Source organism: Nonomuraea sp. NPDC049655, from assembly GCF_044465465.1.
Taxonomy (GTDB): Bacteria; Actinomycetota; Actinomycetes; order Streptosporangiales; family Streptosporangiaceae; genus Nonomuraea.
Genome location: NZ_JBITLS010000004.1, coordinates 123,251 through 145,263, shown reverse-complemented (window position 1 = coordinate 145,263; position 22,013 = coordinate 123,251). Strand labels below are relative to the sequence as shown.

Annotated in this window: 23 protein-coding genes; 13 read left to right on the top strand and 10 right to left on the bottom strand. The window is 72.0% G+C overall.

Annotated elements, in window-relative coordinates; genetic code table 11:
• Positions 1-18: 18 nt before the first annotated feature.
• Positions 19-300, top strand: a complete 282-nt coding sequence (locus tag ACIBQ6_RS14615; RefSeq protein ID WP_352327377.1) for a metal-sensitive transcriptional regulator — start codon at positions 19-21, stop codon at positions 298-300.
• Between the two features lie 119 nt (positions 301-419).
• Here ACIBQ6_RS14615 and ACIBQ6_RS14610 read toward each other — a convergent pair whose 3' ends face one another.
• Both ACIBQ6_RS14610 and ACIBQ6_RS14605 read right to left on the bottom strand, forming a co-directional pair.
• Complete coding sequence (locus ACIBQ6_RS14610; RefSeq protein WP_020540796.1) at positions 420-581, bottom strand: hypothetical protein; 162 nt, start codon at positions 579-581, stop codon at positions 420-422.
• Positions 582-795: 214 nt separating this feature from the next.
• Complete coding sequence (locus ACIBQ6_RS14605; RefSeq protein ID WP_397212833.1) at positions 796-2,124, bottom strand: hypothetical protein; 1,329 nt, start codon at positions 2,122-2,124, stop codon at positions 796-798.
• Positions 2,125-2,198: 74 nt separating this feature from the next.
• Between ACIBQ6_RS14605 and ACIBQ6_RS14600 the strand changes: the two genes are divergently transcribed.
• Positions 2,199-3,077 carry a hypothetical protein gene (locus ACIBQ6_RS14600; RefSeq protein ID WP_358291612.1) on the top strand — a complete coding sequence of 293 codons (879 nt, stop codon included), beginning with the start codon at positions 2,199-2,201 and terminating at the stop codon, positions 3,075-3,077.
• Here the strand turns inward: ACIBQ6_RS14600 and ACIBQ6_RS14595 are convergent.
• Entirely contained in the window at positions 3,049-3,570 is a 522-nt protein-coding gene (locus ACIBQ6_RS14595) for a gamma carbonic anhydrase family protein (RefSeq protein ID WP_358291613.1), read from the bottom strand. The genes ACIBQ6_RS14600 and ACIBQ6_RS14595 overlap by 29 nt on opposite strands.
• A gap of 147 nt (positions 3,571-3,717) precedes the next feature.
• Between ACIBQ6_RS14595 and ACIBQ6_RS14590 the strand changes: the two genes are divergently transcribed.
• Complete coding sequence (locus ACIBQ6_RS14590) at positions 3,718-4,767, top strand: hypothetical protein (protein WP_358291614.1); 1,050 nt, start codon at positions 3,718-3,720, stop codon at positions 4,765-4,767.
• A 157-nt stretch (positions 4,768-4,924) separates the two neighbouring features.
• On the opposite strand, the gene ACIBQ6_RS14585 is transcribed toward ACIBQ6_RS14590, so the two are convergent.
• From ACIBQ6_RS14585 to ACIBQ6_RS14575, 3 genes are all read right to left on the bottom strand, one after another.
• Positions 4,925-5,167, bottom strand: coding sequence for a hypothetical protein (locus ACIBQ6_RS14585; RefSeq protein WP_357975253.1), 243 nt, complete (start codon positions 5,165-5,167; stop codon positions 4,925-4,927).
• Positions 5,168-5,305: 138 nt separating this feature from the next.
• Positions 5,306-6,058, bottom strand: a complete 753-nt coding sequence (locus ACIBQ6_RS14580; protein WP_358291615.1) for a GntR family transcriptional regulator — start codon at positions 6,056-6,058, stop codon at positions 5,306-5,308.
• Between the two features lie 153 nt (positions 6,059-6,211).
• Entirely contained in the window at positions 6,212-6,694 is a 483-nt protein-coding gene (locus ACIBQ6_RS14575) for a VanZ family protein (protein ID WP_397212328.1), read from the bottom strand.
• 259 nt (positions 6,695-6,953) lie between these two features.
• Here ACIBQ6_RS14575 and ACIBQ6_RS14570 point away from each other — a divergent pair, with 259 nt between their 5' ends.
• The 8 genes from ACIBQ6_RS14570 to ACIBQ6_RS14535 all read left to right on the top strand — a co-directional run bounded on the left by ACIBQ6_RS14570 (position 6,954) and on the right by ACIBQ6_RS14535 (position 14,591).
• On the top strand, positions 6,954-8,363 hold the full coding sequence (locus ACIBQ6_RS14570; RefSeq protein ID WP_358291617.1) for an aldehyde dehydrogenase family protein: 1,410 nt from the start codon (positions 6,954-6,956) through the stop codon (positions 8,361-8,363).
• On the top strand, positions 8,356-9,153 hold the full coding sequence (locus ACIBQ6_RS14565) for a 2-keto-4-pentenoate hydratase (RefSeq protein WP_397212325.1): 798 nt from the start codon (positions 8,356-8,358) through the stop codon (positions 9,151-9,153). Before ACIBQ6_RS14570 ends, ACIBQ6_RS14565 begins: the two co-directional genes overlap by 8 nt.
• On the top strand, positions 9,150-9,575 hold the full coding sequence (locus tag ACIBQ6_RS14560; protein WP_397212323.1) for a RidA family protein: 426 nt from the start codon (positions 9,150-9,152) through the stop codon (positions 9,573-9,575). Before ACIBQ6_RS14565 ends, ACIBQ6_RS14560 begins: the two co-directional genes overlap by 4 nt.
• Positions 9,572-10,087, top strand: a complete 516-nt coding sequence (locus ACIBQ6_RS14555; RefSeq protein ID WP_397212320.1) for a 3-hydroxyanthranilate 3,4-dioxygenase — start codon at positions 9,572-9,574, stop codon at positions 10,085-10,087. The genes ACIBQ6_RS14560 and ACIBQ6_RS14555 overlap by 4 nt, the downstream gene beginning before the upstream one ends.
• Before the next feature lie 65 nt (positions 10,088-10,152).
• Positions 10,153-11,247, top strand: a complete 1,095-nt coding sequence (locus tag ACIBQ6_RS14550) for an ABC transporter substrate-binding protein (RefSeq protein ID WP_397212318.1) — start codon at positions 10,153-10,155, stop codon at positions 11,245-11,247.
• Positions 11,248-11,259: 12 nt separating this feature from the next.
• Positions 11,260-12,456: a kynureninase gene (gene kynU / locus ACIBQ6_RS14545; RefSeq protein ID WP_358291623.1), complete on the top strand. Its 1,197-nt coding sequence runs from the start codon at positions 11,260-11,262 to the stop codon at positions 12,454-12,456.
• Between the two features lie 122 nt (positions 12,457-12,578).
• Positions 12,579-13,769, top strand: a complete 1,191-nt coding sequence (locus ACIBQ6_RS14540) for a serine hydrolase domain-containing protein (RefSeq protein WP_397212316.1) — start codon at positions 12,579-12,581, stop codon at positions 13,767-13,769.
• Between the two features lie 213 nt (positions 13,770-13,982).
• Complete coding sequence (locus ACIBQ6_RS14535) at positions 13,983-14,591, top strand: LysE family translocator (RefSeq protein ID WP_397212313.1); 609 nt, start codon at positions 13,983-13,985, stop codon at positions 14,589-14,591.
• On the opposite strand, the gene ACIBQ6_RS14530 is transcribed toward ACIBQ6_RS14535, so the two are convergent.
• Together ACIBQ6_RS14530 and ACIBQ6_RS14525 are read right to left on the bottom strand one after the other, a co-directional pair.
• Positions 14,571-14,945 carry an MmcQ/YjbR family DNA-binding protein gene (locus ACIBQ6_RS14530; protein ID WP_358291625.1) on the bottom strand — a complete coding sequence of 125 codons (375 nt, stop codon included), beginning with the start codon at positions 14,943-14,945 and terminating at the stop codon, positions 14,571-14,573. The two genes, ACIBQ6_RS14535 and ACIBQ6_RS14530, sit on opposite strands and share 21 nt — an antisense overlap.
• A 32-nt stretch (positions 14,946-14,977) precedes the next feature.
• On the bottom strand, positions 14,978-16,024 hold the full coding sequence (locus ACIBQ6_RS14525) for a DUF2293 domain-containing protein (RefSeq protein ID WP_397212311.1): 1,047 nt from the start codon (positions 16,022-16,024) through the stop codon (positions 14,978-14,980).
• Between the two features lie 107 nt (positions 16,025-16,131).
• On the opposite strand from ACIBQ6_RS14525, the gene ACIBQ6_RS14520 reads away from it, so the two are divergent.
• On the top strand, positions 16,132-16,935 hold the full coding sequence (locus tag ACIBQ6_RS14520; protein ID WP_358291627.1) for an FKBP-type peptidyl-prolyl cis-trans isomerase: 804 nt from the start codon (positions 16,132-16,134) through the stop codon (positions 16,933-16,935).
• Positions 16,936-16,941: 6 nt separating this feature from the next.
• Here the strand turns inward: ACIBQ6_RS14520 and ACIBQ6_RS14515 are convergent, their stop codons facing one another.
• A complete protein-coding gene (locus ACIBQ6_RS14515) occupies positions 16,942-17,850 on the bottom strand; it encodes a M23 family metallopeptidase (protein WP_397212309.1) in 909 nt (302 codons plus the stop codon).
• Between the two features lie 115 nt (positions 17,851-17,965).
• Between ACIBQ6_RS14515 and ACIBQ6_RS14510 the strand changes: the two genes are divergently transcribed.
• Positions 17,966-20,647 (top strand): BTAD domain-containing putative transcriptional regulator, encoded by a 2,682-nt coding sequence (locus ACIBQ6_RS14510; RefSeq protein WP_397212307.1) that lies wholly within the window; start codon positions 17,966-17,968, stop codon positions 20,645-20,647.
• A gap of 8 nt (positions 20,648-20,655) precedes the next feature.
• On the opposite strand, the gene ACIBQ6_RS14505 is transcribed toward ACIBQ6_RS14510, so the two are convergent.
• Positions 20,656-22,002 carry an NERD domain-containing protein kinase family protein gene (locus ACIBQ6_RS14505; protein ID WP_352322989.1) on the bottom strand — a complete coding sequence of 449 codons (1,347 nt, stop codon included), beginning with the start codon at positions 22,000-22,002 and terminating at the stop codon, positions 20,656-20,658.
• Positions 22,003-22,013: the final 11 nt, after the last annotated feature.

Sequence of the window (22,013 nt, the reverse complement as noted above, 5' to 3'; positions counted from 1 at the left end):
TACGGGTACCGTAGAAGCATGCATGGGTACAGCGGAGACAAGCAGGCATATCTGACGCGCCTCCGGCGAATCGAGGGCCAGATCAGGGGCCTGCAGCGCATGGTCGACGACGATGCCTACTGCATCGACGTGCTCACCCAGGTCTCCGCGGCCACGCGGGCCCTTCAGGCCGTGGCGCTCGGGCTGCTGGAGGAGCACATCTCCCACTGCGTCGCCGACGCGATCAACACGGGCGGCCCGGAGGCCGAGGCGAAGGTGAAGGAGGCGTCGGCCGCCATCGCCCGCCTGGTCAAGTCGTAGGGGGTCGTCTCCTCCATACGTAGGAGAGGCACACCCTCGATTGACTAGTTACCTGTAATAGCCGGGAACCACTGTCCCGGACCCCACAGGAGCCCGGGACAGGTAATTTTCGATGGTCTTCAGCGACTCGCCGAAGTCCGCAATCCGAGCGCGTCGTCGAGTTCGTCCAAGGTCAGCCGCCGTTCGCTGACAGCCACGGCAGTGAGCACCTCGGCGTAGAGCGCAATCTCGTCCAACGCGACACGGTCGTGGACCCGAGAGTCCAGGTCGTCGTGCCCCACCGCGTCGTCCTTCCTTCCGCAGCCCACACCCTCTACGAGGTTACGGCGAGGGCCCTTCCGGCGACATGGCCCATCGGAGTCATTCCTTTCGGCGTCACGGGGGCCCCACAGGGATCATTTCCCGAAGTCGAGATCACAATTCAGCGAATTGCCCGGTGACTGAAGTGATAGCGGGATATAGGCGGAGTAAGGGTGAAATAACGGTAATAGTGCGTTAGGGGTGACCGATGTGGTGGTCGTCCCGTTCGTGGATCAGCTCACGGACCAGCGCGCTCTGGCCGGCCAGGCCGTGCCGCGGCACCTTGGCGCCGGTCAGCCGGCCCCACGCCAGGCACGTGGCGTACGCGGCGCCCAGCACGGCCGCCTTGCTCTCCCGGTCGGGCGGCGTCACCACCGCCGCCTGCGGCACTGGCGCACCGCCCGGACGCACGGCGAAGCCCTCCGGCTCGGTGCGCTCGGCCGCCGACGTGCCCGTCAGCCCGGCACGCTCCAACTCCACGTACGCCCGCCGCAACCGGTGGTTCAGCCGCTCGGGCAACATCCTCCTGGAGTCCGACAGATCGGCCAGGTACGCCGCCGCCGCCCCGGACGCGTCCGCCACGAAGCCCAGCGCCTCGACCAGGTCGTACACCGAGTGGGCGAAGTACGCGTCCGGATCGGTCTCCGGCAGCAGGGCCAGCGCCAGCCGCGGCGGGCAGCGGTCGAGCCAGGCCCGGCGCACGGCGTCGTCGCCCCGCGCGGCCGTGGCGTCGTCGCGGCCGGGCCGGCGCAGCACCGGCTCCACCATCGTGAGCAGCGCCAGCGCCCGCGGCCTGAACCGGATGTCGGACAGCAGCACCTGGGCGGTGTCGGCGATCAGCGCGGCCAGCCGGAGCGCGGCCCGCGGGCGGCCGGCGCGGGTGCGCTCGGACACCAGCGTGACCAGGTCGAGCAGCGGCGGCGCGGGCAGCCAGCGCACCCACTCGTCGCCGGGCAGCGAGCGGCGCAGGTACTCGCCGAACAGGGTGATCAGGCGCTCGTTGCCGTCGAAGGCCGGCGCGTACGCGCACCACATGATCGTCCCCCAGACGGCGGCGACCGTGCTCGGCACGTCGGCGGCGAAGATCTCGTCGAAGGCGGTCAGCGGGTAGTCCAGCTCCGACTTGCGCCCGGCGCCGCGGACCATCTCCGCGATCTGCCCGGTCACCACCGGCAGCACGTCGGGGCCGATGAAGGCCTGGGTCGAGCCGGGCTCGGCGGCGAAGTCGGGCCCGGTGGGCACCACCTGGTCCGGCAGCGCGGCCGTGGCGTGCCCCACCTTGCGCGCCCGTTCGCCTCTGGGCGGCGGCGCGGGGTGCCAGCGGCCGTCGCCGGGGTCGTGCAGGTGCCAGCGCGCGTACGCGCCGTAGAGCCAGCGGTCGCCGTCCTGGGTCACCAGGACCCTGGCCGCCAGGACGTGCGCGCGGTCGGGCACGGACAGGCCCTGCCAGCGCGGGTCCGCGACCATCGCGCGGACCTCCGCCTCTGCCGAGGTGAACGCATCCCAGGGGCGCACGGCCGTCATCGTACTGGGCCGCCCGACGTCACCCGTCGGCATTTCACGGCAGAATGTCCGCTATGAGGGCAAAGGTGGCAGGGGTGTTGGCAGTGGCGGGTGTGGTGAGCGGCTGCGGGACCGCCGCGGCGCCGCCCACTCCCACCGGTCCCGGCGTGCTCACCGTCCAGAACGCCCAGGCGCCTGCGCCCGGCGGCGAGGTCGGATCGGCCTCCAGCGAGTTCGCCGACGCCGCGGAACTGGCCGTGTGGAGCAAGCTGAGCGACACCGAGAAGGACGTCGACAGGATCGCCAAGCTCGACGTGAACAAGACCGCCAAGGGCGCCCTCTACCTGGAGCCGAAGACCTCCACCTGGTACGACGGCTTCCGCGGCCCCTTCGTCTACCAGGAGCTGGCCGGGGACATCGTCATGCACGCCCGGGTCAAGGTCACCGGCAAGAAGGGCGGCAGGCCGGCGCGCAAGTTCTCGCTCGGCGGGCTCATGGCCCGCCAGCCCGGCACGTACGACAAACCCGTGTGGATGTCCGTCACCACCGGCACCGCCGACGCGGCCGGGCAGGTCGAGGCCAAGTTCACCCAGGACGGCAGCTCCAAGCCGCTGGAGGTGGCGGTCAAGGACGGCTGGGTGGACCTCGTCCTGGCCAGGCTGGGCCGGGTCGCCGTCGCGCTCTACAAGGAGGACGGCGGCGCCTGGAAGGTCGCCAGACGCTGGCCCTCGAACCTCCCCGAGGTGCTGCAATGGGGTGTCACCGCCTACACCGACTGGGACAGCTACGGCGCGCTGAAGAAGGACGCCGCCAAGGCCAACGCCAAGCAGATCAAGGGCGTCCCCGATCTCAAGCTGACCGTCGACTTTGTCCGTTTCCTCCGCCCCGAGCTGCCGGAGTACGCCGACCCGCTCAACACCGCCTCGGTGTCGGACCAGGTCCTGATCAAACTGCTGACGCCTGCCGGTGCCTGACCGCCTTGGCCATGTAGTTGTCCGGGGTGCGGGCGAAGGAGGCCCGGTCGTCGTCGGTGAGCTCGCGCACGATTTTGCCCGGCACACCGGCGACCAGCACCCCGGACGGGATCTTCTTGCCCGGCCCGACCAGCGCTCCCGCGGCGACCAGCGTGCCCGCGCCCACCCGGGCGCCGCCGAGCACGATCGCGCCGATGCCGACCAGCGCGCCGGTCTCGACGTGCGCGCCGTGGACCATGGCCTTGTGGCCCAGGCTGACCCGGTCCTCCAGGATCGCGGGCTGGCCCGCGTCGGCGTGCAGGCAGCACAGATCCTGTACGTTGCACTCCTCGCCGATCTCGATCCGCTCGTCGTCCCCTCGGAGAACGGAGCCGTACCAGATGCTGGACGCCCGGCCCACCCGCACACTCCCGACCACGACGGCGCCGGGCGCGATGTACGCCTCCGGGTGGATGTCCGGCACTGCCCCGTCGTCCAACGCTGCTATGTACATTCGTCCAATCGTAATTCCCGCCCCAGGTGTGGCGTTCCGGTTGCGGACGTGGGCAGATGGCAGGAAAGTCGTTTCCTGACGTCTCGTCGTCAGACCCTCACAACCCGCAGTTTTCCCCCGCCTCACGCAAACCCTTAGGTAACCCCCATGACAAACCAGCACGAGAGCATTCCCGATCTGATGCAAGAGGACACCTTCGAAGTCGTGATGCGCGGCTACAACCGCCGGCAGGTGCACGACTACATGATCCGTACCCGGAACCAGGTCCGGGATCTGGAAGAGCGGCTGGCACGGGCGATCGACCAGGCGGAGCAGGGCCGGGTCGAGCTGGCGGAGGCCAGGCGGCGGATGGTCGAGGCGCCCCAGAGCTACGAGGACCTCAGCCCGAGGCTCGCGCAGATCCTGAAGCTGGGCGAGGAGGAGGCCGCGGCCAAGCGCGCCGACGCGGAGGCCGAGGCGACCGCCGTGCGGGAGAGCGCCAGGGCCGAGGCCGAGCGGCTGGTGACGACGTCGCGCGAGACGTCCGACAAGATGCTGACCTCGGCGCAGGCGGAGGCCGAGCGGCGGGTGGCCGAGGCCACGCAGGCGGCCGAGCGCATGCTGGCCCAGGCGGGCGCGGACGCCGAGGAGCAGCTCGGGTCGGCCCGCAGCGAGGCCGAGGGCCTGCTGCGCGACGCGCACGCCGAGGCCGAGCGGGTGCTCGGCGGGGCGCAGGCCGAGGCGGAGCGGATGATGGCGGCCGCCCACGCGCAGGCCGAGCAGCTGGTGGCGGGGGCGCACGCGGAGGCCGAGTCGATGCTGGCGGCGGCGCGTCAGCGCACGGCCTCGCTCGACGAGCACGCCGGGCGCCGGGTGGAGTACCTGACCAACACCCACACCGAGGTCGTGCGGCGGCTGACCGAGATCGGCTCGGTGCTCGGCGACCTGATGCGCACCGAGGCGGCGGCCGGGCAGCTCGTGCCCGAGTCGGCGCTGCCGCCCGCGCCGGTCGCCGCCCAGCAGCCGGTGGCCGCTCAGCAGCCGGTGGCCGTCCCGGCGCCCGCGCCGGAGCCCGCCATCGAGGCCGCGCCGGCTCCGCAGCCTTCCGCGCAGGACGACGTGCGGGTCATCGTCGAGGAGGACGAGGAGAAGCCGAAGGAGAGCGTCTCCGACGACACCGACGTGCACATCCTGCGGCTGGGCGAGTACCACACCTAGAGGGTGAAGGGGCGGGGAGCGGAAGCCCCCGCCCCCGATAGGGTCGGAGACTTCCGCGTTCGTGGCCCCGTTGGGGGCCCGGTGCCGGGGCCGCCGAGACGCTGGACCCGGCACCGGGCTGCTCGCGTGCGAGCCGCGGAACGCTCCACGGCCCGCGTCAGGGAGGAGCGGGGCCGGCCCACCAGCGGGGCTGCCGGCCGGTCCGTTCCTCCTGGTCCCGGAGCTGGTCGCGCAGGCCGTCCGGGTCGTCCGCGTCGATGGTCATCGCACATCCGGCCTCGCGCTGCGCCGCGTCGAGCGGATGGTGCCGCGTGGCCCACCAGCGGCCCGCGTCGCTCCGCCAGATGGTCCACCTGGGGTACTCCCGGGCGATCTCGGCAAGATGCCGGTCAACGGACATCCGCGCACCTCTCCCGGGCCCCAGGCGAAGGTTCCATCTCCTGTACGGTTCCATCTCCTTAGAAGATGAGGGACCTCTCTAGAGAAATCAATGATCGTGATGGACAGGTCCACCTATCGCTTGACAGATCGGGTTGAACTAGGCGTCGAAGTCGTACTGGAGTACGTATGCCGCCGAGTCCAGGACCATCTCGTTGAGCTCGACGGGTCTGCCGCCCGCCGTGTACGCGGTGCGGGCGATGACGATGACGGGGGTTCCGCCGGGCAGGTCGAGCAGCCCGGTCTCGCGGGGGCCGGGCATGCGGGCCCGCACCTCCTCGGTGAAGTGGGCCGGGGGCAGGCCCAGGTCGCCGAGTCTGGCGTAGACGCCGCCCGGCCCGGTATCGGGCAGGGTGATGGCGCTGCCCTGGACCAGGCGGGCCGGGAAGGAGGAGGTCGCCAGCTGCACGGGCCGTCCGTCCACGGAGTAGCGGCGCCGACGCACCCATACCTCGCCGCTCTCCAGGACGCCCGCCACCTCCTCCGATGCGCGCTCCAGCACCACCTCCACCTGGTCCACGGTGAAGGGACGGCCCCGGGTGTCGGCGTCCCAGATGGCACGCCCCTGACCCCACTGCTCTCGTGACAGGCGGCGCGAGCCGTGCCTGCGGATCGGTTTGAACAGGCGCACGTAGACCCCCGAACCTCGTTTGGGCACCGCCAGCCCTTCGTTGATCAGTACGGCAAGCGCCTGCCTGGCGGTGGCGCGTGCGATTGCGTAGTCGGCCATGAGCGCGTTCTCGCCCGGTAGGCGGTCCCCGTCGCGCAGTTCGCCGGACAGGATCCGGGCGCGGAGGCCGTCGGCGATGCGGCGATAAATAGGGGGCTCGTGGGGTACCGGGGATTCAGACACGTTTCGATCACCCTCTGTCACCAACCAGGTTGTGGCGTCTCCAGAGAACTTGCCCCGTCTTGTCCACGATCGCACAGATACAGAGGTTGGTCCCGAGCTTCTTTTGAGCTGATCGTGCCTGTGTGATGAATGCGAGGACGTTTACGCAGACCGTTATCGTGGAACGGTCCCGGCCGCTATTCGCGGGGCCCACCAGCGGCGAGTAACCGACGCGGCGAGCAGCGCGCCCGCGGTGTTCATGATCACGTCGTCCACGGAGGAGAACCGGCCCAGTCGCAGGGCGTACTGGAGGAACTCGACCGTGACCGAAAAGGCCGCCGCGACGGCCGCAACCCGGCCGTAGGAGGCCATCGCGGCGGTCCGTACGGGCAGCAGGGCGCCCAGCGCGGCGAACACCAGCAGATTGCCCCCGACCTGCACCGTCACCGTCTCCCACGAGGCTCCGGCGAGATCGGCGAGGTCCATGAACGGGACGAGGCCGACCCCGGACCGGCCGGTGGACGGCGTGAGGATCATCCAGATCCACGGCGCGGTCCCCACGACGACGCCGACGTCGGCGAGCGAGGTGCGCCGCGGCGCCGGATGCCCGGCGCGGGCCCGGCGGCGGGCGAGCAGGATGATCACCAGGACGGCCACTGGAAGCGCAAAAACCCCAGCGATAATGATATTTCCCCACAATTCCCACGTGCGCGCCATTTGGTCATCATCCCGGGCCGCCGAGGGGTACCGGAAGATGTCTGTATGGACAGGTCCGCCAGGGGTCCGGCCGAGGGGTGGCTCAGTGTCACCGGCGCCACCGAGGCCTGACGGGCCCGCGTGGTTCCCGCCCCCGCCCGACTGTTGTCTCACCGTCGCCCGACGATCTATACCGGGAGTGAGGCTAGAGGAGGCTGCTGTGCTGACCCATTTCATCGGCGGGCTGCCGGTGGCGGCGGGCAATGCGTTCCCGGTCCACGACCCGGTGACGGGCGGGGTGATCAGGCAGGTGCACGAGGCCGATCCGGAGGTGGTCGACCGGGCGGTGCGCGCGGCCAGGGAGGCGGCGCGCGACTGGGCGGGGCTGCCGGTGGCCGAGCGGGCCGGATGGCTGCGCCGCCTCGCCGAGGGCATCGAGGTCCGCTTCGACGACCTGGTCACGGCCGAGATCGCCGACACCGGCAAGCCGCTCGGCCAGACCCGCACGCTGGACGTGCCGCGCGGCATCGCGAACTTCCGCGCGTTCGCCGAGATCGCCTCCCAGCGCCCCGACGACGCCTTCCACCTCGCCGGCGTGCTCAGCTACACCGTGCGCAGGCCGCTCGGCGTGGTCGCCGTGATCGTGCCATGGAACCTGCCGTTCCTGCTCATGACGTGGAAGCTGGCCCCCGCCCTCGTCGCCGGCAACACCGTGGTCGTCAAGCCGTCGGAGCACACGCCCGGCTCGGCCGCGGTCTTCGCCGAGATCTGCGCCGAGGCCGGCCTGCCCCCGGGCGTGGTCAACATCATCTTCGGGCACGGCCCGGCGGGCCAGCTCCTCGTCGAGCACCCGGGCGTGGACGGCGTGACGTTCACCGGCTCGACCGCGACCGGGACGCAGATCATGAAGACCGCCGCCGACCGGGTCAAGCCGATCTCGTTCGAGCTGGGCGGCAAGAACGCCGGCCTGATCTTCGAGGACTGCGACCTGGGCCGGGCCGTCGCGGGCACGGTGAAGTCGGTCTTCACCAACGGCGGCCAGGTGTGCCTGTGCACCGAGCGGCTCTACGTCGAGCGGCCGATCTTCGAGGACTTCTGCGGCCTCCTGGCCTCGCGCGCCCAGGAGGTCGAGCCGCAGCCGATGATCTCGGCCGGGCATCGGGAGAAGGTGCTGTCCTACTACGCCCTGGCCCGCTCGGAGGGGGCCAAGGTGCTCACGGGGGGCGGCGTCCCGACGTTCGGCGACCACCGCGATTCCGGATATTTCGTGGAACCGACGGTAATGACAGGGTTGTCGGAGTGGTCCCGCTTCAATCGAGAGGAGATCTTCGGTCCCGTGTGCCACGTGGCTCCTTTCGACAGCGAGGCCGAGGCGATCGACCTGGCCAACAGCAGCGAGTACGGCCTGGCCGCCACCCTCTGGACCACCAATCTCGACCGCGCCCATCGCGTGGCCCAGCGCCTGGAGGCGGGGCTGGTCTGGGTCAACACCTGGTACCTGCGCGACCTGCGCACCCCGTTCGGCGGCGTGAAGCTGTCGGGCATCGGCAGGGAGGGCGGCACGCAGTCGCTCGACTTCTACTCCGAGCCCACCACGATCACCATCAAACTGGAGCAACCCGATGCATGACGAATGGTCCCTGGCCGTCGACACCCGGGGTCAGGCCGCCGAGCGGCTCGTCGAGGCCGCGCGTACCGGCAAGCCCTGCGCGCCGCTCAGGGATCTCATCACCACGGTCACCGACGCCTACGCGGTGCAGGACATCAACATCCGGCGGGCGCTGGCGGAGGGCCGGCGGCCGGTCGGCCGGAAGATCGGCGCCACCAACCCGCTGCTGCAGCGGAAGTTCGGCATCGACCAGCCCGACCACGGCATGCTCTTCGCCGACATGGCCGAGCTCGACGGACGGCCCATCGAGGTGCAGCGGTTCCTGCAGCCGCGCGCCGAGGCCGAGGTCGCGCTCGTGTTCGGCAAGGACCTGACCGAGGGGCCGTTCACGCTGGTGGACGTGATCAGGGCGGTGGAGTTCGCGCTGCCCGCCATCGAGATCGCCGACTCGCGCATCGCCGACTGGGACATCACGATCACCGACACGGTCGCCGACAACGCCTCCTCCGGCGCGTACGTGCTGGGTGCCACGCCGAAGCGGCTGACCGACCTCGACCTCGGCGCGGCGGCGATGACGATGACCCGCGACGGCGAGGAGGTCTCGGCCGGGTCCGGAGCCGCGTGCATGGGCAACCCGCTGAACGCCGCCCTCTGGCTGGCCGGCGCGCTGGCCGCCACCGGCCACCCGCTGCGCGCCGGGGACGTCGTCCTGACCGGCGCGCTCGGCCCCGTCGTGCCGGTCGAGGCCGGGAACGTGTTCGAGGCCAGGATCGAGGGGCTCGGATCGGTGCGGGCGGTGTTCGGCACGTGAACCGCGAGGCCATCCGCGTCCCCGGCAAGGCTGTGCCCCGTGGACGGTTCCCGCACGTCAAGCGGGCGGGCGACTTCCTGTACGTCTCCGGCACCAGCTCCCGCAGGCCCGACGGCACCTTCGCGGGCGCCCGCGCCGACCGGTTCGGCGTCACCGACCTGGACATCCGCGCCCAGACGCGGGCGGTCATCGAGAACGTCGGGGACCTGCTCACGGCCGCCGGAGGCTCGCTCGCGGATCTCGTACAGATCACCACGTACCTGGTAAACATGAACGACTTCAAGGGCTACAACGAGGTGTACGCCGAATTCTTCGACGAGGAGGGTCCGACCAGGACCACGGTGGCGGTGCACCAGCTCCCGCACCCGCACCTGCTCATCGAGATGCAGGCCGTCGCCTACCATCCACAGGAGCGACCATGATTCCCCCCATTGACTTCACCAAGTGGATCGACGAGCACGCCCACCTGCTCAAGCCGCCGGTCGGCAACAAGGTGGTCTTCGAGGGGGCCGGCGACTTCATCGTGATGGTGGTCGGCGGGCCCAACTCCAGGACCGACTTCCACGTCGATCCGTACGAGGAGCTGTTCTACCAGGTGCGCGGCAACATGCACGTCAACGTGGTGACCGAGAACGGCCCCGAGACCGTGCACGTCAAGGAGGGCCAGATGTGGCTGCTGCCGGCGCGCATGCCGCACTCGCCGCAGCGCCCGGAGGCCGGGTCCGTCGGGCTGGTGGTGGAGCGCGTCCGGCCCGAGGGCGAGCTGGAGAAGTTCCAGTGGTACTGCGCGGAGTGCGGCGCCAAGGTCCACGAGGTCGAGCTCCAGGTGCGCGACATCGTCAAGGACCTGCCGCCGGTCTTCGAGGCGTTCTACGGCGACGAGAAGGCCCGCACGTGTGACCGGTGCGGCGCGCTGCACCCCGGCAAGGGCTAGCTGGCCACCGACGCCCGCGCGCCGCGCGTGCCCGGGGCGTCGGGCGAGGGCTGAAGGGGGCTCCCATGCGCGTTGCCGTGCTGGGGCTGGTCGCGCTGATGGTCGCCGGCTGCGGCGGCTCGGTGCCCCTCGCCGCGGAGGACGAGCCCGTACGGGTCGGCGCGATCATCTCGCAGACCGGCGTGTACGCCACCCTCGGCGACGACATGGAGACCGCCATGCGGCTCTACCTGGACGACCACCACGGCCTGCTCGGCGGCCGACCGGCCCGGCTGGTCGTGGCCGACGACGCCGGCAGCCCGGAGATCGGCGCCGAGCAGGCCAGGAAGCTGATCGACGGCGGGGCCGACGTGCTCACCGGCCTGCTCGCCTCCCCGGTCGCCGTCTCGGTGGTCAAGGAGGCGGCCGGCACCCCGGTGGTGATCGCGAACGCGGGCGCCGACCAGCTCGGCGGGCCCGGCGTCTTCCGGGTGTCCTACACCAACCGCGCGCACGGCTACGCGGCCGGCCGGTACGCCGCCGAGCACTACGCCGGCCAGGACGTGGTGCTCATGGCCTCCGACTACTCCGCGGGCGCCGAGACCCTGACCGGCTTCGCCGAGGGATACGGCGCCGGGCCGCTCAAGCGCATCCTGACGCCGTTCGGCGGGCAGGCCGACCTGGAGCCGTACCTGGCGCGCATACCGCGCGAGGCGCGGCTTCTGTACGCCTTCTACGCGGGCGGGGAGGCGGTCGCGTTCGTCAAGGCGTTCAAGCGGTTCGGCTACGATGCCAGGATCAAGCTGCTGGCCTGCCAGAACCTGGCCGACGAGGACGTCCTGCGCGCGGTCGGCCGGGACGCCGAGGGCATGGTCAGCGTCGGGCTCTGGTCGCCCGCGCTGCAGAACCCGGCCAACGCCGCGTTCGTGGCGGGGTGGCGGGCGCGCACCGGGCGGAACCCGTCCGCGGTCGCGCTGCAGAGCTGGGACGCGATGCGGCTGATCGACCGGGCGGCGGCCGCCGGCGGCGACCTGACGAAGGCGCTGGCCGGGGTGGGCGAGCTGGACGGCCCACGAGGATCGCTCCGCCTGGACGCGGCCCACAATCCGGTGCAGAACTGGTACGTCCGCGAGTACCAGAATGGTGTAAACCGGATAATCGCCACCATCTCACCCTCGTAAGGAGCACAACCGGTGCTGGACCGCGACGCCTGCCTCGCCCTCGACGCCGACGATCCGCTGCGGCCGTTCAAGGACGAGTTCGTCCTGCCCGAAGGGGTCGTCTACCTCGTGGGCAACTCGCTCGGCGCGATGCCCCGCCGCGCCGCGGAACGGGTGCGCCGCACGGTCGAGGACGAGTGGGGCGGCCAGCTGGTCGGCGGCTGGAACGCGGCCGGCTGGTACGACCAGCCGCTGACCGCCGGCGACCGGCTCGCGCCGCTGATCGGGGCCGGCCCCGGCCAGGTCGTCGTGGGCAACACCACCACGATCGCCGCCTACCAGGCGCTGGCCGCCGCCGTACGGCTGCGCCCCGGCCGCAAGGTGATCGTCTCCGACCCGCGGAACTTCCCCACCGACCACTACATCGCCCAGGGCCTGGCCCGGCTGCTCGGCGACTACGAGGTGCGCGACTACGCCGAGGGCCGGTTCGACGACGCGGCCGTCGTGCTGCTGTCGGAGGTGGACTACCGCACCGGCGCCCGGCGGCCCGTGCCCTCGGTGACCGCCCAGGTCCAGGCGGCCGGGGCGCTCATGGTCTGGGACGTGTGCCACAGCGTGGGCGCCATGGAGGTGGACGTGTCGCAGGCCGACTTCGCGGTCGGGTGCACGTACAAGTACCTCAACGCCGGACCCGGCGCGCCCGCCTTCCTCTACGTCAACCCGCGCCACCACGCCACCGCCGAGAACGTGCTGTCCGGCTGGCACGGCCACGCCGAGCCGTTCGCCTTCGAGACCGGCTACCGCCCGGCCGAGGGCGTCCGGCGCTTCGCGGTCAGCACGCCGCACGTGGTGTCCTTCGCCGCGTTGGAGGCGGCGCTGGACATCTGGGAGCGGGTGCCGATGGCGCAGGTGCGGGCCAAGAGCCTCGCCCTGACCTCGCTCTTCGTCGACCTGGTCGGCGACGCGCTCAAGCTGGTCTCGCCCGCCGAGCCGGACTCGCGCGGCAGCCAGGTCTGCTTCCACCACCCGGACGGCTACCCGGTCATGCGGGCCCTCATCGACCGGGGGGTGCACGGCGACTTCCGCGCGCCGGACGTCCTGAGGTTCGGCTTCGCGCCGCTCTACATCGGCTACGCCGACGTCCACGACGCGGCCACCACGCTGCTGGAGGTGCTGGACAAGGAGCTGTGGCGGGACGAGCGGTACGCCCGGCGGCTCGCGGTCACCTGATCGGGCGAGTCCCCTCCCTCCTGAGAGCGAGCCGGAAGATCGCCGTTGTCGGCGATCCGCCGCCAGGGGGTCTCTGGCCAGGATTGTCCCATCGAAAGCCGATGTGACCTGGAGAGATCCCCATGAAGCGCACCCGTCTCGCCGCCGCCGTCCTGGCCCTGTCCGCCCTGACCGTGAGCGCTCCCGCCCTCGCCCATGCGGAGGTGGGCGCCCACAGCGCCGCCGCCGCCGTCCAGGTGCCGCCGATCAACGAGACCGCGCTGCGCAAGAGCATCGCCGGGCTGCCCGCGGCCGACGCCACCGCGGCCGAGGTCAGGGTCAGCGGCTCGGCCGGCTCCTGGCACGGCGTCTCCGGCGTGACCGATCTGCGCGGGAAGCACCCGGCCAGGGAGGGCGCCAGGTTCCGGGCGGGCAGCGTGACCAAGGTGCTCACCACGGCGGTCGTGCTCCAGCTGGTGGCCGAGGGCAAGGTCTCCCTCGACCGCACGGTCCAGGACTACCTGCCGGGGCTGCTGCCCGCCGACTATCCGCCGGTCAAGCTGGCCCAGGTGCTCAACCACACCAGCGGGCTGCCCGCGCCGAAGTCGGAGGGCGGCTTCGAGCGGGTCTACGCCGACCGCTTCAAGACGATCACCCCGCGGGAGTACGTCCGCCAGGCCGTGCTCAACCCGATCGAGTTCACCCCGGGGACCGAGCAGCACTACCTCAACATCAACACCTTCGTCGAGGGCCTGGTGATCGAGAAGGTCACCGGCAGGTCGTACGAGCAGGAGGTCGGCGCCCGGATCCTGCGCCCGGCCGGCATGAACCAGAGCTACTTCCCCGGCAGGTCCGTCAAGATCCACGGCCGGCACAACCAGGGCTACCAGGTCGTCCCCAAGGGCTTCCCCGACTCCTTCCCCTACGGCGACGCGTACGTCGTGGACGTGACCGAGATGGAGGTCACCTCCACCTGGGCCTCGGGCGACCTCATCTCCACCGCCGCCGACCTGGAGAAGTTCACCAAGGCGCTGTTCGGCGGCCGGCTCGTGCCCGCCGAGCAGCTGAAGCCGATGTTCACCGTGCCGAAGGTGGCCATGTACGGCACCGACGACGAGCCGGCCCACTACACCTCGGGCCTGACCGAGCTGACGCTGCCCGGCGGCATCGTAGCGTACGGCAAGACCGGCGCCCGCTACGGCAGCTCCACCGGCATCGGCGCCACCCAGGACCTGAGCCGCGTCGTGGTCTACTCGCTCAACTCCACCGACGCCAAGGCCCAGGGCCAGAACGAACGCGGCCTCGGCATCGCACTGGCGGCCTTCGCCGAATAGAGGGGGCATTCGCCGGGACAGATCAGGGACCTCGCGGTGGCTTTCGTCACAGAGGTCCCTTATCGCCTTTCCTGGCGTGTTTCGGCAAACTGATCCAGATATCATGGCCGGTGCCCACAAGGCACTGACGATGTTCGCCCGCGTGACCGTGCGACCTCCGCACACCCGGCGGGTCGGGCGGGAGCGCGCCCCCAGCTCCGGGAGACCCCCGCCATGCTGCTGACCTTCGCGGTCACGACGCTGATCATGATCATGATCCCCGGCCCCGACGCGGCCCTGATCATGCGCAACTCCCTCGCCCACGGCCGCGTGGCCGGCCTGCTGACCATGCTCGGCGGCCTGCTGGGCCTGTCCGTGCACGCCGCGGCCGCCGCGGTCGGCCTGTCGGCGCTGCTGGCCGCCTCGCCCACCGCCTTCACCGTGGTGCGCGCCCTCGGCATCTGCTACCTGCTCTGGCTCGGGGTGCACACCCTGCTGTCGAGCCGGAACCGGGCCAAGGCCGTGGAGGGCGCCGCGCCCCCGACCGGCTCGCCGCTCGTGCACGTGCGCAGGGGGTTGCTGTCGAACCTGCTCAACCCCAAGGTGCTGCTGCTCTTCGTGACCTGGCTGCCGGGGTTCCTGCCCGGCCACGGCGACACCCTGGGACGGGCCCTGCTGCTGTCGGCGATCATCGCCGTGCTGTACGTGCTCTGGTTCAGCCTCTACAACGTGATCATCGACCGGGTGAGCGCGCTGCTGCGCAGGCCGCGGGTGCGGGCCAGGGTCGAGCGGGTGACCGGCGTGCTGCTGGTCGCCTTCGCGCTACGGCTGGCCGTCCAGTAGTTTGACCGCCCGCTTCGGGGCGATGGCCCGGTAGCTCTCCTCGACCCAGTCGAGCAGCACGTCGGTCTCGGGCAGCGCCGACAGGAACGGCACGGTCACCCAGCCGGCCCTGCCCAGGCCGTACCCGCTGGGGGCCGCGCCCTCGACGGTCAGCGCGTGGCCGTGCGCCTCCGACAGCAGCTTCACGCCGAACGTCGGGGCCCACTTCTCCGTCTGCTCGTCTAGGCCGAGGAACAGGAAGACCTTCTTGTTGACCTTGATGACCGTCTCGCCCCACGGATGGTCCTCGTGGGTCTCGGGCAGCCCCAACGCGAAGGCCCGCAGTTCCGCACGCACGGTGTGCCAGTCGTCCATGCATGGACGGTACCGAAGACGGGCCCGCGCGGTCATCGGGGCGGTCGCCGGAACTCCGTGAGCCTGGCCTCGATGGCGTCCCTGATCCGGTCCCTGGCCTCCATCCGGGGGACGCCGGACATGAGCAGGCGGTCGTAGTCGGTGTCGAGGTGCCGGACCGACGCGATCACCGCCAGCGTGATGGCGTTCTCGTCGAGCGCCCTGGCCGCCGCCGTCCTGCCCACCCGGCCGCTGCCGCGCCGGCCGGCGTGCTCGGCGATCTCGCGGGCCCGCTCGGCCGGGCAGCCCGGGAACAGCCGGGCGATCTCGGCCGCCATCGCCGCCTGGAAGGCGACGTCCTGCTCGGCCCTGCGCACCTGGTCGCGCTCGCGGCGGCGCAGCCGCGCCTCCTCGTCGGCCAGGCAGCGCTCCTCGGCCGCGGCCAGCGCGGCCTCCTCGACCAGCACGCCCTGGCGCTGGTAGACCTTGCGCCGCCGGTTGTACCGGACGACCACCGCCGACAGCCCGCTCTCCTGCTTGGCCCGCCGGCTGAGCGCCCCGTTGCCCGCCGGCAGGAACACCAGGTGGTCCAGGTCGGCGCAGCTCAGGCAGTGGGGCCGGTCGTCCTCCATGATCAGGTACGGCCCGGTGTCGCCGCAGGACGCGCACGTCCACGGGTCCTCGGAGACCACGGCCACCAGGTCGGGGACCTTGCTCTGCCGCTCGGTGAGCCGCCGCACCCGGGCCTCGCTCAGATCGGGCGAGAGCCAGTGGACGCGGAAGGCGTCCTGCCCGTGGCCTGAGGTGAAGCGCAGGTCGCGCCGGTCGCGGGTGCCGGCCACGTATGGCGTCTCCACCGGCCGCAGCCCCTTGGCCAGGGCCCATTCCCGCAGCAGCCCGGCCGTGACGAGCAGCCGCTCCTCGTCCACCGCGGCCAGTTCGGCCAGCGTGCCGGCGCGGCCCTGCCGCCAGAGGTCCACGTGCCGGGACCGCAGCCAGCGCAACCCCGTCACGACGTCGATGAACGTCACGTAGTGGCGGTTGGTCAACGCGATCTCGGCTGCTTCTGCGACCCTGCGGGCCAGGTTGGGCTTGCTCACGCGGTCCAGTCTCCCGCGCCCTTTGTCGTGAGATGGCGAGACCCGCAGCTTTCCTTTTGGCTATTGCGGCAAGTAACCCCTTCGGATCTGGCATCTTGGGGGAAATCGTGCGCCTGCTCTGGCCTGCCGTACTCATGCTGGCCACCTCGTGTGGCGTCGCCGAGGACGGCTCGCAGCCCGTCGTGACGGGCGCGTTCGGCAGCAAGCCCGTCGTCGCCATACCTCGGGGGAAGCCGGGGCGCACGCCGCGGATCACGGTGCTCTCCATGGGCAACGGCCGGCGTACGGTCCCGGGGGACGTCGTGCTCGCCGACGTGGACATCCGGCGATGGTCGGGAAACAAGCCGTATCTCAGCACCTACGACGGCAACCAGCCCACCACGGTCGTCTTCGACGGCAGGCAGGTCTCCGAGACCTGGCGGGCCTCGCTCATCGACAGGCCGGCCGGCAGCCGGGTGATGCTGGTCAGCCCGGCCTCCGAGGCTCTGGGCCCGAACGTGCCGCTGACCGGCGTCTCGCCGGCCGACACGCTGGTGGTGGTCTTCGACATCCTCGGCGGCTACCCGCCCGACGCGCGGCTCGTCGGGCGGGCGCTGCCGGCGATCCCGTCCGACCTGCGGCCGGACTCCCCGCCCCGGACCCTCATCGACGGTTCGGGACGGGACGTCACGGCCGGTTCCAAGGTGGTCATCCAGTACGTGGCCGCGTCCTGGCCGTCCCGCACGGTGGTGGACTCGTCCTACCGGAAGGGCGGTCCCAGCGCCTTCACGCTCAGGCCCGGCTCGGTGCCGCCCGCCTGGCTGGAGGCGCTGGTCGGCAGCCAGGTCGGCAGCCGGCTGGCCGTGGGCTCCCCGGGGGACAGGCCCATGCTGTACGTGATCGACGTCCTCGACACGATCACGACTGCCTGAGCCGCCTCAGCCGCAGTGCTCGAACGGGCTGTCGTAGGCCGAGGCGCCGGCCTTGCCGCCCCACTTGACGCACGTGTTCGCGGCGGCGGCGTAGACCGGACCGGCGTAGTACCCGTAGTTGCCGGAGTCGGTCTTCCTGGTACTGCCCTGCACTTCCAGGTAGGCGGTCGTCGCGGTCGCCGTGCCGAGCGACTTCGCCTTCATGGTGACCACGCAGTTGTTGCCGTTGGAGCCGTTGTAGAGCAGGTAGACGGTCCCGTCGGTGCCGAGCCCGGCCGAGTCGATCACGTCGTAGCCGGCGCCGCAGGCCTCCTGCGGCGTGTACGGGTTGCTGGAGCCGCCGCAGTTCTTCGAGCTCAGCGTCTGCACCGGGTAGCCGAAGGTGACGCCGTTGAAGACGGCCTTCTGGATGTTCGACGGGTAGCTGGTGCCCAGGCGCACCTCGTAGTGCAGGTGGGGGCTGATGTTGTTGCCCGGCTTGCTGGTGTTGCCGACCGTGCCGACCTGCTGGCCCTGCGAGACGGCCTGGCCGGCGCTGACCAGCCGGGTGTTCAGGTGGGCGTAGTAGGTGGACCAGCCGCCGCCGTGGTCGATCTTGACGAGGTTGCCGTAGCCGTTGGTCGAGCCCTGGTGCGCCGAGATCACCACCGTTCCCGAGGCGGCGGCCACGACCGGGTCGCCGAGGTCGGCGTCGGCGGTGCTGCCCCTGTTGAAGTCGATCTCCCACGACTGGTGGGCGCTGCTCGCGCTGGAGTTGCCGGTCCAGGTCTGGCCGCAGGGGAACGGCATCTGGAAGTTCGTCGCGAGGAGCTGCGCCTGCGCGGACTCCGGCTCCGGGTCGGCGAAGGCGGGGGTCGTCGTGCCGAGGCCGAATAACAATGCCAGGCCGGCGACCATTGATCGGCTGAGCTTCATGGGGTGATCCTTTCCAGTGGGATCTGTGACACCAGAGTCCGCATTGGCCGCACAAGAATCATCCAGAACCGATACAAAGAGCTGTCAGATCTCCCGTAAAGGGGCTGATGCTGTCATGACGGTCACCTTCCACGTCCTCGGCCCGCTGGAGATCCGCTCCGCCGGCCGTCCCCTACGGATCTCCGGCGGCAAACCCCGCATGCTGCTGGCCACGTTGCTGCTGGAGGCGGGGCAGGTGGTCGGCGCCGACCGGCTCGCCGAGGTGCTCTGGCCGGGGCGCCCGCCGCGTTCGGCGCTGGCCAACGTGCGCACCTACGTCAGCTCGCTGCGGTCCCAGCTCGGCCCGGTCGGCCTGCGCGCCGCCGGGGCCGGCTACACCATCGACGTCGCCGACGGCGCGCTCGACCTTCGCCTGTTCGAGGAGCTGACCCGTCGCGGCGAGTACGGCGCGGCCCTCGCGCTCTGGCGCGGCGCGCCACTGAGCGACCTGCCGGGCAGCCCGGTCTGGGACCGCCGGATCGAGCACCTCCACCGGCTGCGGCTGCGGGCCGCCGAGTCGCTGATCGAGCGGCGCCTCAAGGCCGGCGACCACGACGGCGCCGCCGACGAGCTGCGCGGCCTGCTGGTCGAGCATCCCTACCGGGAGGACCTGTGGGGCCGGCTGCTGCTCGCCCTGCACCGCGGGGGCCGCAAGGCCGAGGCGCTGCGCACGTACGCGGCGGTCCGCGACCAGCTCGTGGACGAGCTCGGCGTCGAGCCGGGGGCCGAGCTGCGCGGCGCGTACGAGCTGATCCTGGCCGACGAGGGCCGGGCGGCGCCGGCCGTGCCCCGGCAGCTCCCGCCCGACCTGCCGGACTTCATCGGCCGGGCCGCCCCCCTGGCCGCGCTGGCCGGGACGTTCTCGGTCGCGGTGATCTCCGGCCCGCCCGGCGTGGGGAAGTCGGCCCTGGCCGTGCACGCCGCCCACCGCCTGCGCCCGGCCTTCCCCGCCGGGCAGCTCTACCTGGAGCTCGGCGGCAGGGCGCCGGGCGAGCTGCTGGCCGAGGCGCTGCGGGCGCTCGGCGTGACCGGCGCGCCGCCGACGCCCGGCGAGCGGTCGGCGCTGCTGCGGTCGCTGCTGGCCGAACGCCCGATGCTGGTCCTGCTGGACGACGCCCGCGACGCCGCCCAGGTACGCCCCTTGCTCCCCGGCAACGACAGCGCCGTGATCGTGACCACCAGGCGGCGGATCACCGAGCTGCCCGGCGCGCTGCGCGTCGAGCTCGCCGAGCTGTCGCCGGAGGAGTCGCTGGCGCTGCTCGGCGGCGTCGCCGGGGCCGGGCGGGTGGCCCGCGAACCGGCCGACGCCCTGGCCGTCGTCACGCTGTGCAGCGGGTCGCCTTTGGCGGTCAGGGCCGCCGGAGCCCGGCTGGCGGCCCGGCCCGGCTGGTCGCTGTCGGTGCTGCGCGAGCGGCTCGAAGAGGACTGGCTGGCCGAGCTGAAGGAGGTGCGGGCCTGCCTCGACGCCGGGTACCGCAGGCTGCCCGCGGAGGCGGCCCGTACCCTGAGCGCGCTCGGCGTCCTCGGGCCCGCCGCCGGGGCGCAGCCGGGCTGGGTGGTGGACGCGGCACTCGGCCGGCACGGCGCGCACGACGTCACCGACCTGCTCGTGGACGCCCACCTGCTGGACCCGGTCGGCACCGACGACGTGGGCCAGCCGCGCTACCGCGTGCCCGACCTCGTCGGCAGGCACGCCCGCGACCACGGCCCCGACCGCGGCGCGCTGGCCCGGGTGCTGGCGGCCTGGACGGCCACCACCGAGCACGCCATGGCCCGCCTGCCCACCACCGTCTTCAGCCTCACCGCGGCCAGGGCGGCCAGGTGGCGGCTGCCCGCGCGCACGCTCGACCGGCTCACCGCCGACCCGATCACCTGGTTCGAGTCGGAGCACGAGGCGCTGGCCGGAGCCGTGGACCTGGCGGCCGAGCTGGGCCTGGCCGAGTCGGCCTGGGGGCTGGCCGCCGCCATGGTGCCCTACCTCGACCTGCACTGCCACCTCGGCACCTGGCGCCGTACGCACACCGCCGCCCTGGCCGCCGCCCGCGCCGCCGGCGACCGGTACGGCGAGGCCGCCATGCTCAGGGGCCTGGCCCAGGTCAGCCTCTACCAGGACCGGTACGAGGAGTCCGCCGAGGGCTTCACCCTCTCCCGCCAGATATTTCACGAAATAGGAGACGTCAGGGCCGAGGCGACCTCGGTCTGCGGGCTCGGCGCCGTGAACCAGTTCCGCGGCCGGCACCTCCAGTCGCTCGGGTATCTGCGCCGGGCGCTGGCCATGTTCGTCGCCTCCGAGGACCGGCACGGCGAGGCGTTCGCCCGGCAGGCCATCGGCCGGGCCTGCCTGACCTCGGGCGACCTCGTCCAGGCGGCGGAGTCGCTGGGCGAGGCCATGCGGCTGGCCCAGGAGCTGGGGGACACCCACCGCGAGGGCTGCGTGTGCCTCCAGATGGGCCGGCTGCACCAGGCGATGTCGTTCCACCGGCACGCCCTGGAGATCTTCGAGTCGCTCGGCGACCGCCACTGCGGGGCGTACGCGCTGCAGAGCCTCGCGGGCCTCCAGGCGGCGCGCGGCGACCTGACCCGCGCCTCGACCGGCCTCGAACGCTCGCTGGAGGTCTTCCAGGAGCTCGGCGACCGCAGCGGCGAGGCGTCGGCCACCCAGCTGCTCGGCGAGCTGCACCGCTCGGCCGGGCGCACCGGCCTGGCCCTCGACTACCTCAGGCACGCCAGCGCCCTGCGCCGCAGCCTGCCGGCCTGAGGGGGACGTCAGGGACCGGAGACCAGGCGGCGGACCAGCCGCCGCAGCCGCGACTGCTGCAACGGCACGCCCTGCAGCGCGTCGAGCGCCTCGGCGGCGCTCGGCCGCTTGGCCGGGGAGTGGTCGAGCATCCGGCGCACCACGTCGGGGACGTCGGGACCGTGGGCGTCGGAGCTGGTCGGGAGCTGCCCGGTGAGCAGCTGGTAGGCGATGGCCCCCGCCGCGTAGACGTCGGACGCGGTGGTCATCCGGTCGGGACGCTCCTGGCACTCGGGCGCCACGTAATGGGCGTCGAGCACGTTGCCCAGCTCGTGGGCGACCGTGTAGTTGCGTGGCCCCGGCTTGGCGTAGTCGAAGCCGGTCAGCACCGCGTGCCCGTCGTCGGTGACCAGCACGCACCCGGGCGTGAGCGCCCGGTGGACGACGCCGTTGGCGTGCGCGTGCGCGAGCCCGCGCAGCAGGTCCTGGATCACGCCCAGCCGGGCCCCCTTGCCCAGCGACAGGTGCAGCGCCTCGCCGTGGACGTCGTCGAGCACCAGCACGAACCGGCTCTCGTCGTCGATGGCGAAGAAGTCGCGCGAGCGCACGACGCACGGATGGGGCGGGATGCGGGCCAGCGACTGGTAGGCGTTGGCGATGCGCTGACGCTCGGCGGCCCGCGCCTCGTGGTCGGCCAGCGGGTCGGCCTGGTAGACCCGCAGCAGCACGGTCTCGCTGCCCGGCAGCGTGGCGTTGAACGCGCGGTATTCGGTGACCTTGGCGTCGCCGCCGAGCTGCTCCTCGACCTCCCAGTTGCCGAACCTGGGCGGCGCGGTGCTGCGGCGCACGGTGTGGTTGAGCGCGTCGAGCACCGCCGTCAGGTAGGGGCGCACGTCGGGGCTGCACCCCCGCCTGACCCGCGAGACGTCGCCCAGCGTGGCCACCAGGCCGGGCAGGTCGGTGACGTTGGGGGCGTCGCGGCCGGCCTGGTCGACCAGCTCGGCGTCGGGCGAGGTGAGCACGACCAGGCTGTCGACGTAGACGCGTTCGAGCTGGGTGGCCCTGGACACCAGCAGGCCCTTGAGCGCCTTGGCCGTGCCCCGCAGCTTGGTCACCGGAGAGCCGAACGCCTCCCGGCGCGGCGGGTACCAGCGGGTGCCGGACACCTCGATGCGGCCGCGGGTGCCCTTGACGTCGACGACCACGAGCGAGTGGGCGGTCAGCACGAGCAGGTCGACCTCGAACACGTCGTCGCCGCGCGGGACCTCGACGTTGTGCAGCAGCAGCCAGTCGGCGGGGGCGTGGTCGCGCAAGTAGGAGATCACGCGCCGTTCGGCGTCGTTGACCGGCCGTCCTCCGCCGACGATCTGTGCCATGGCGCCTATCC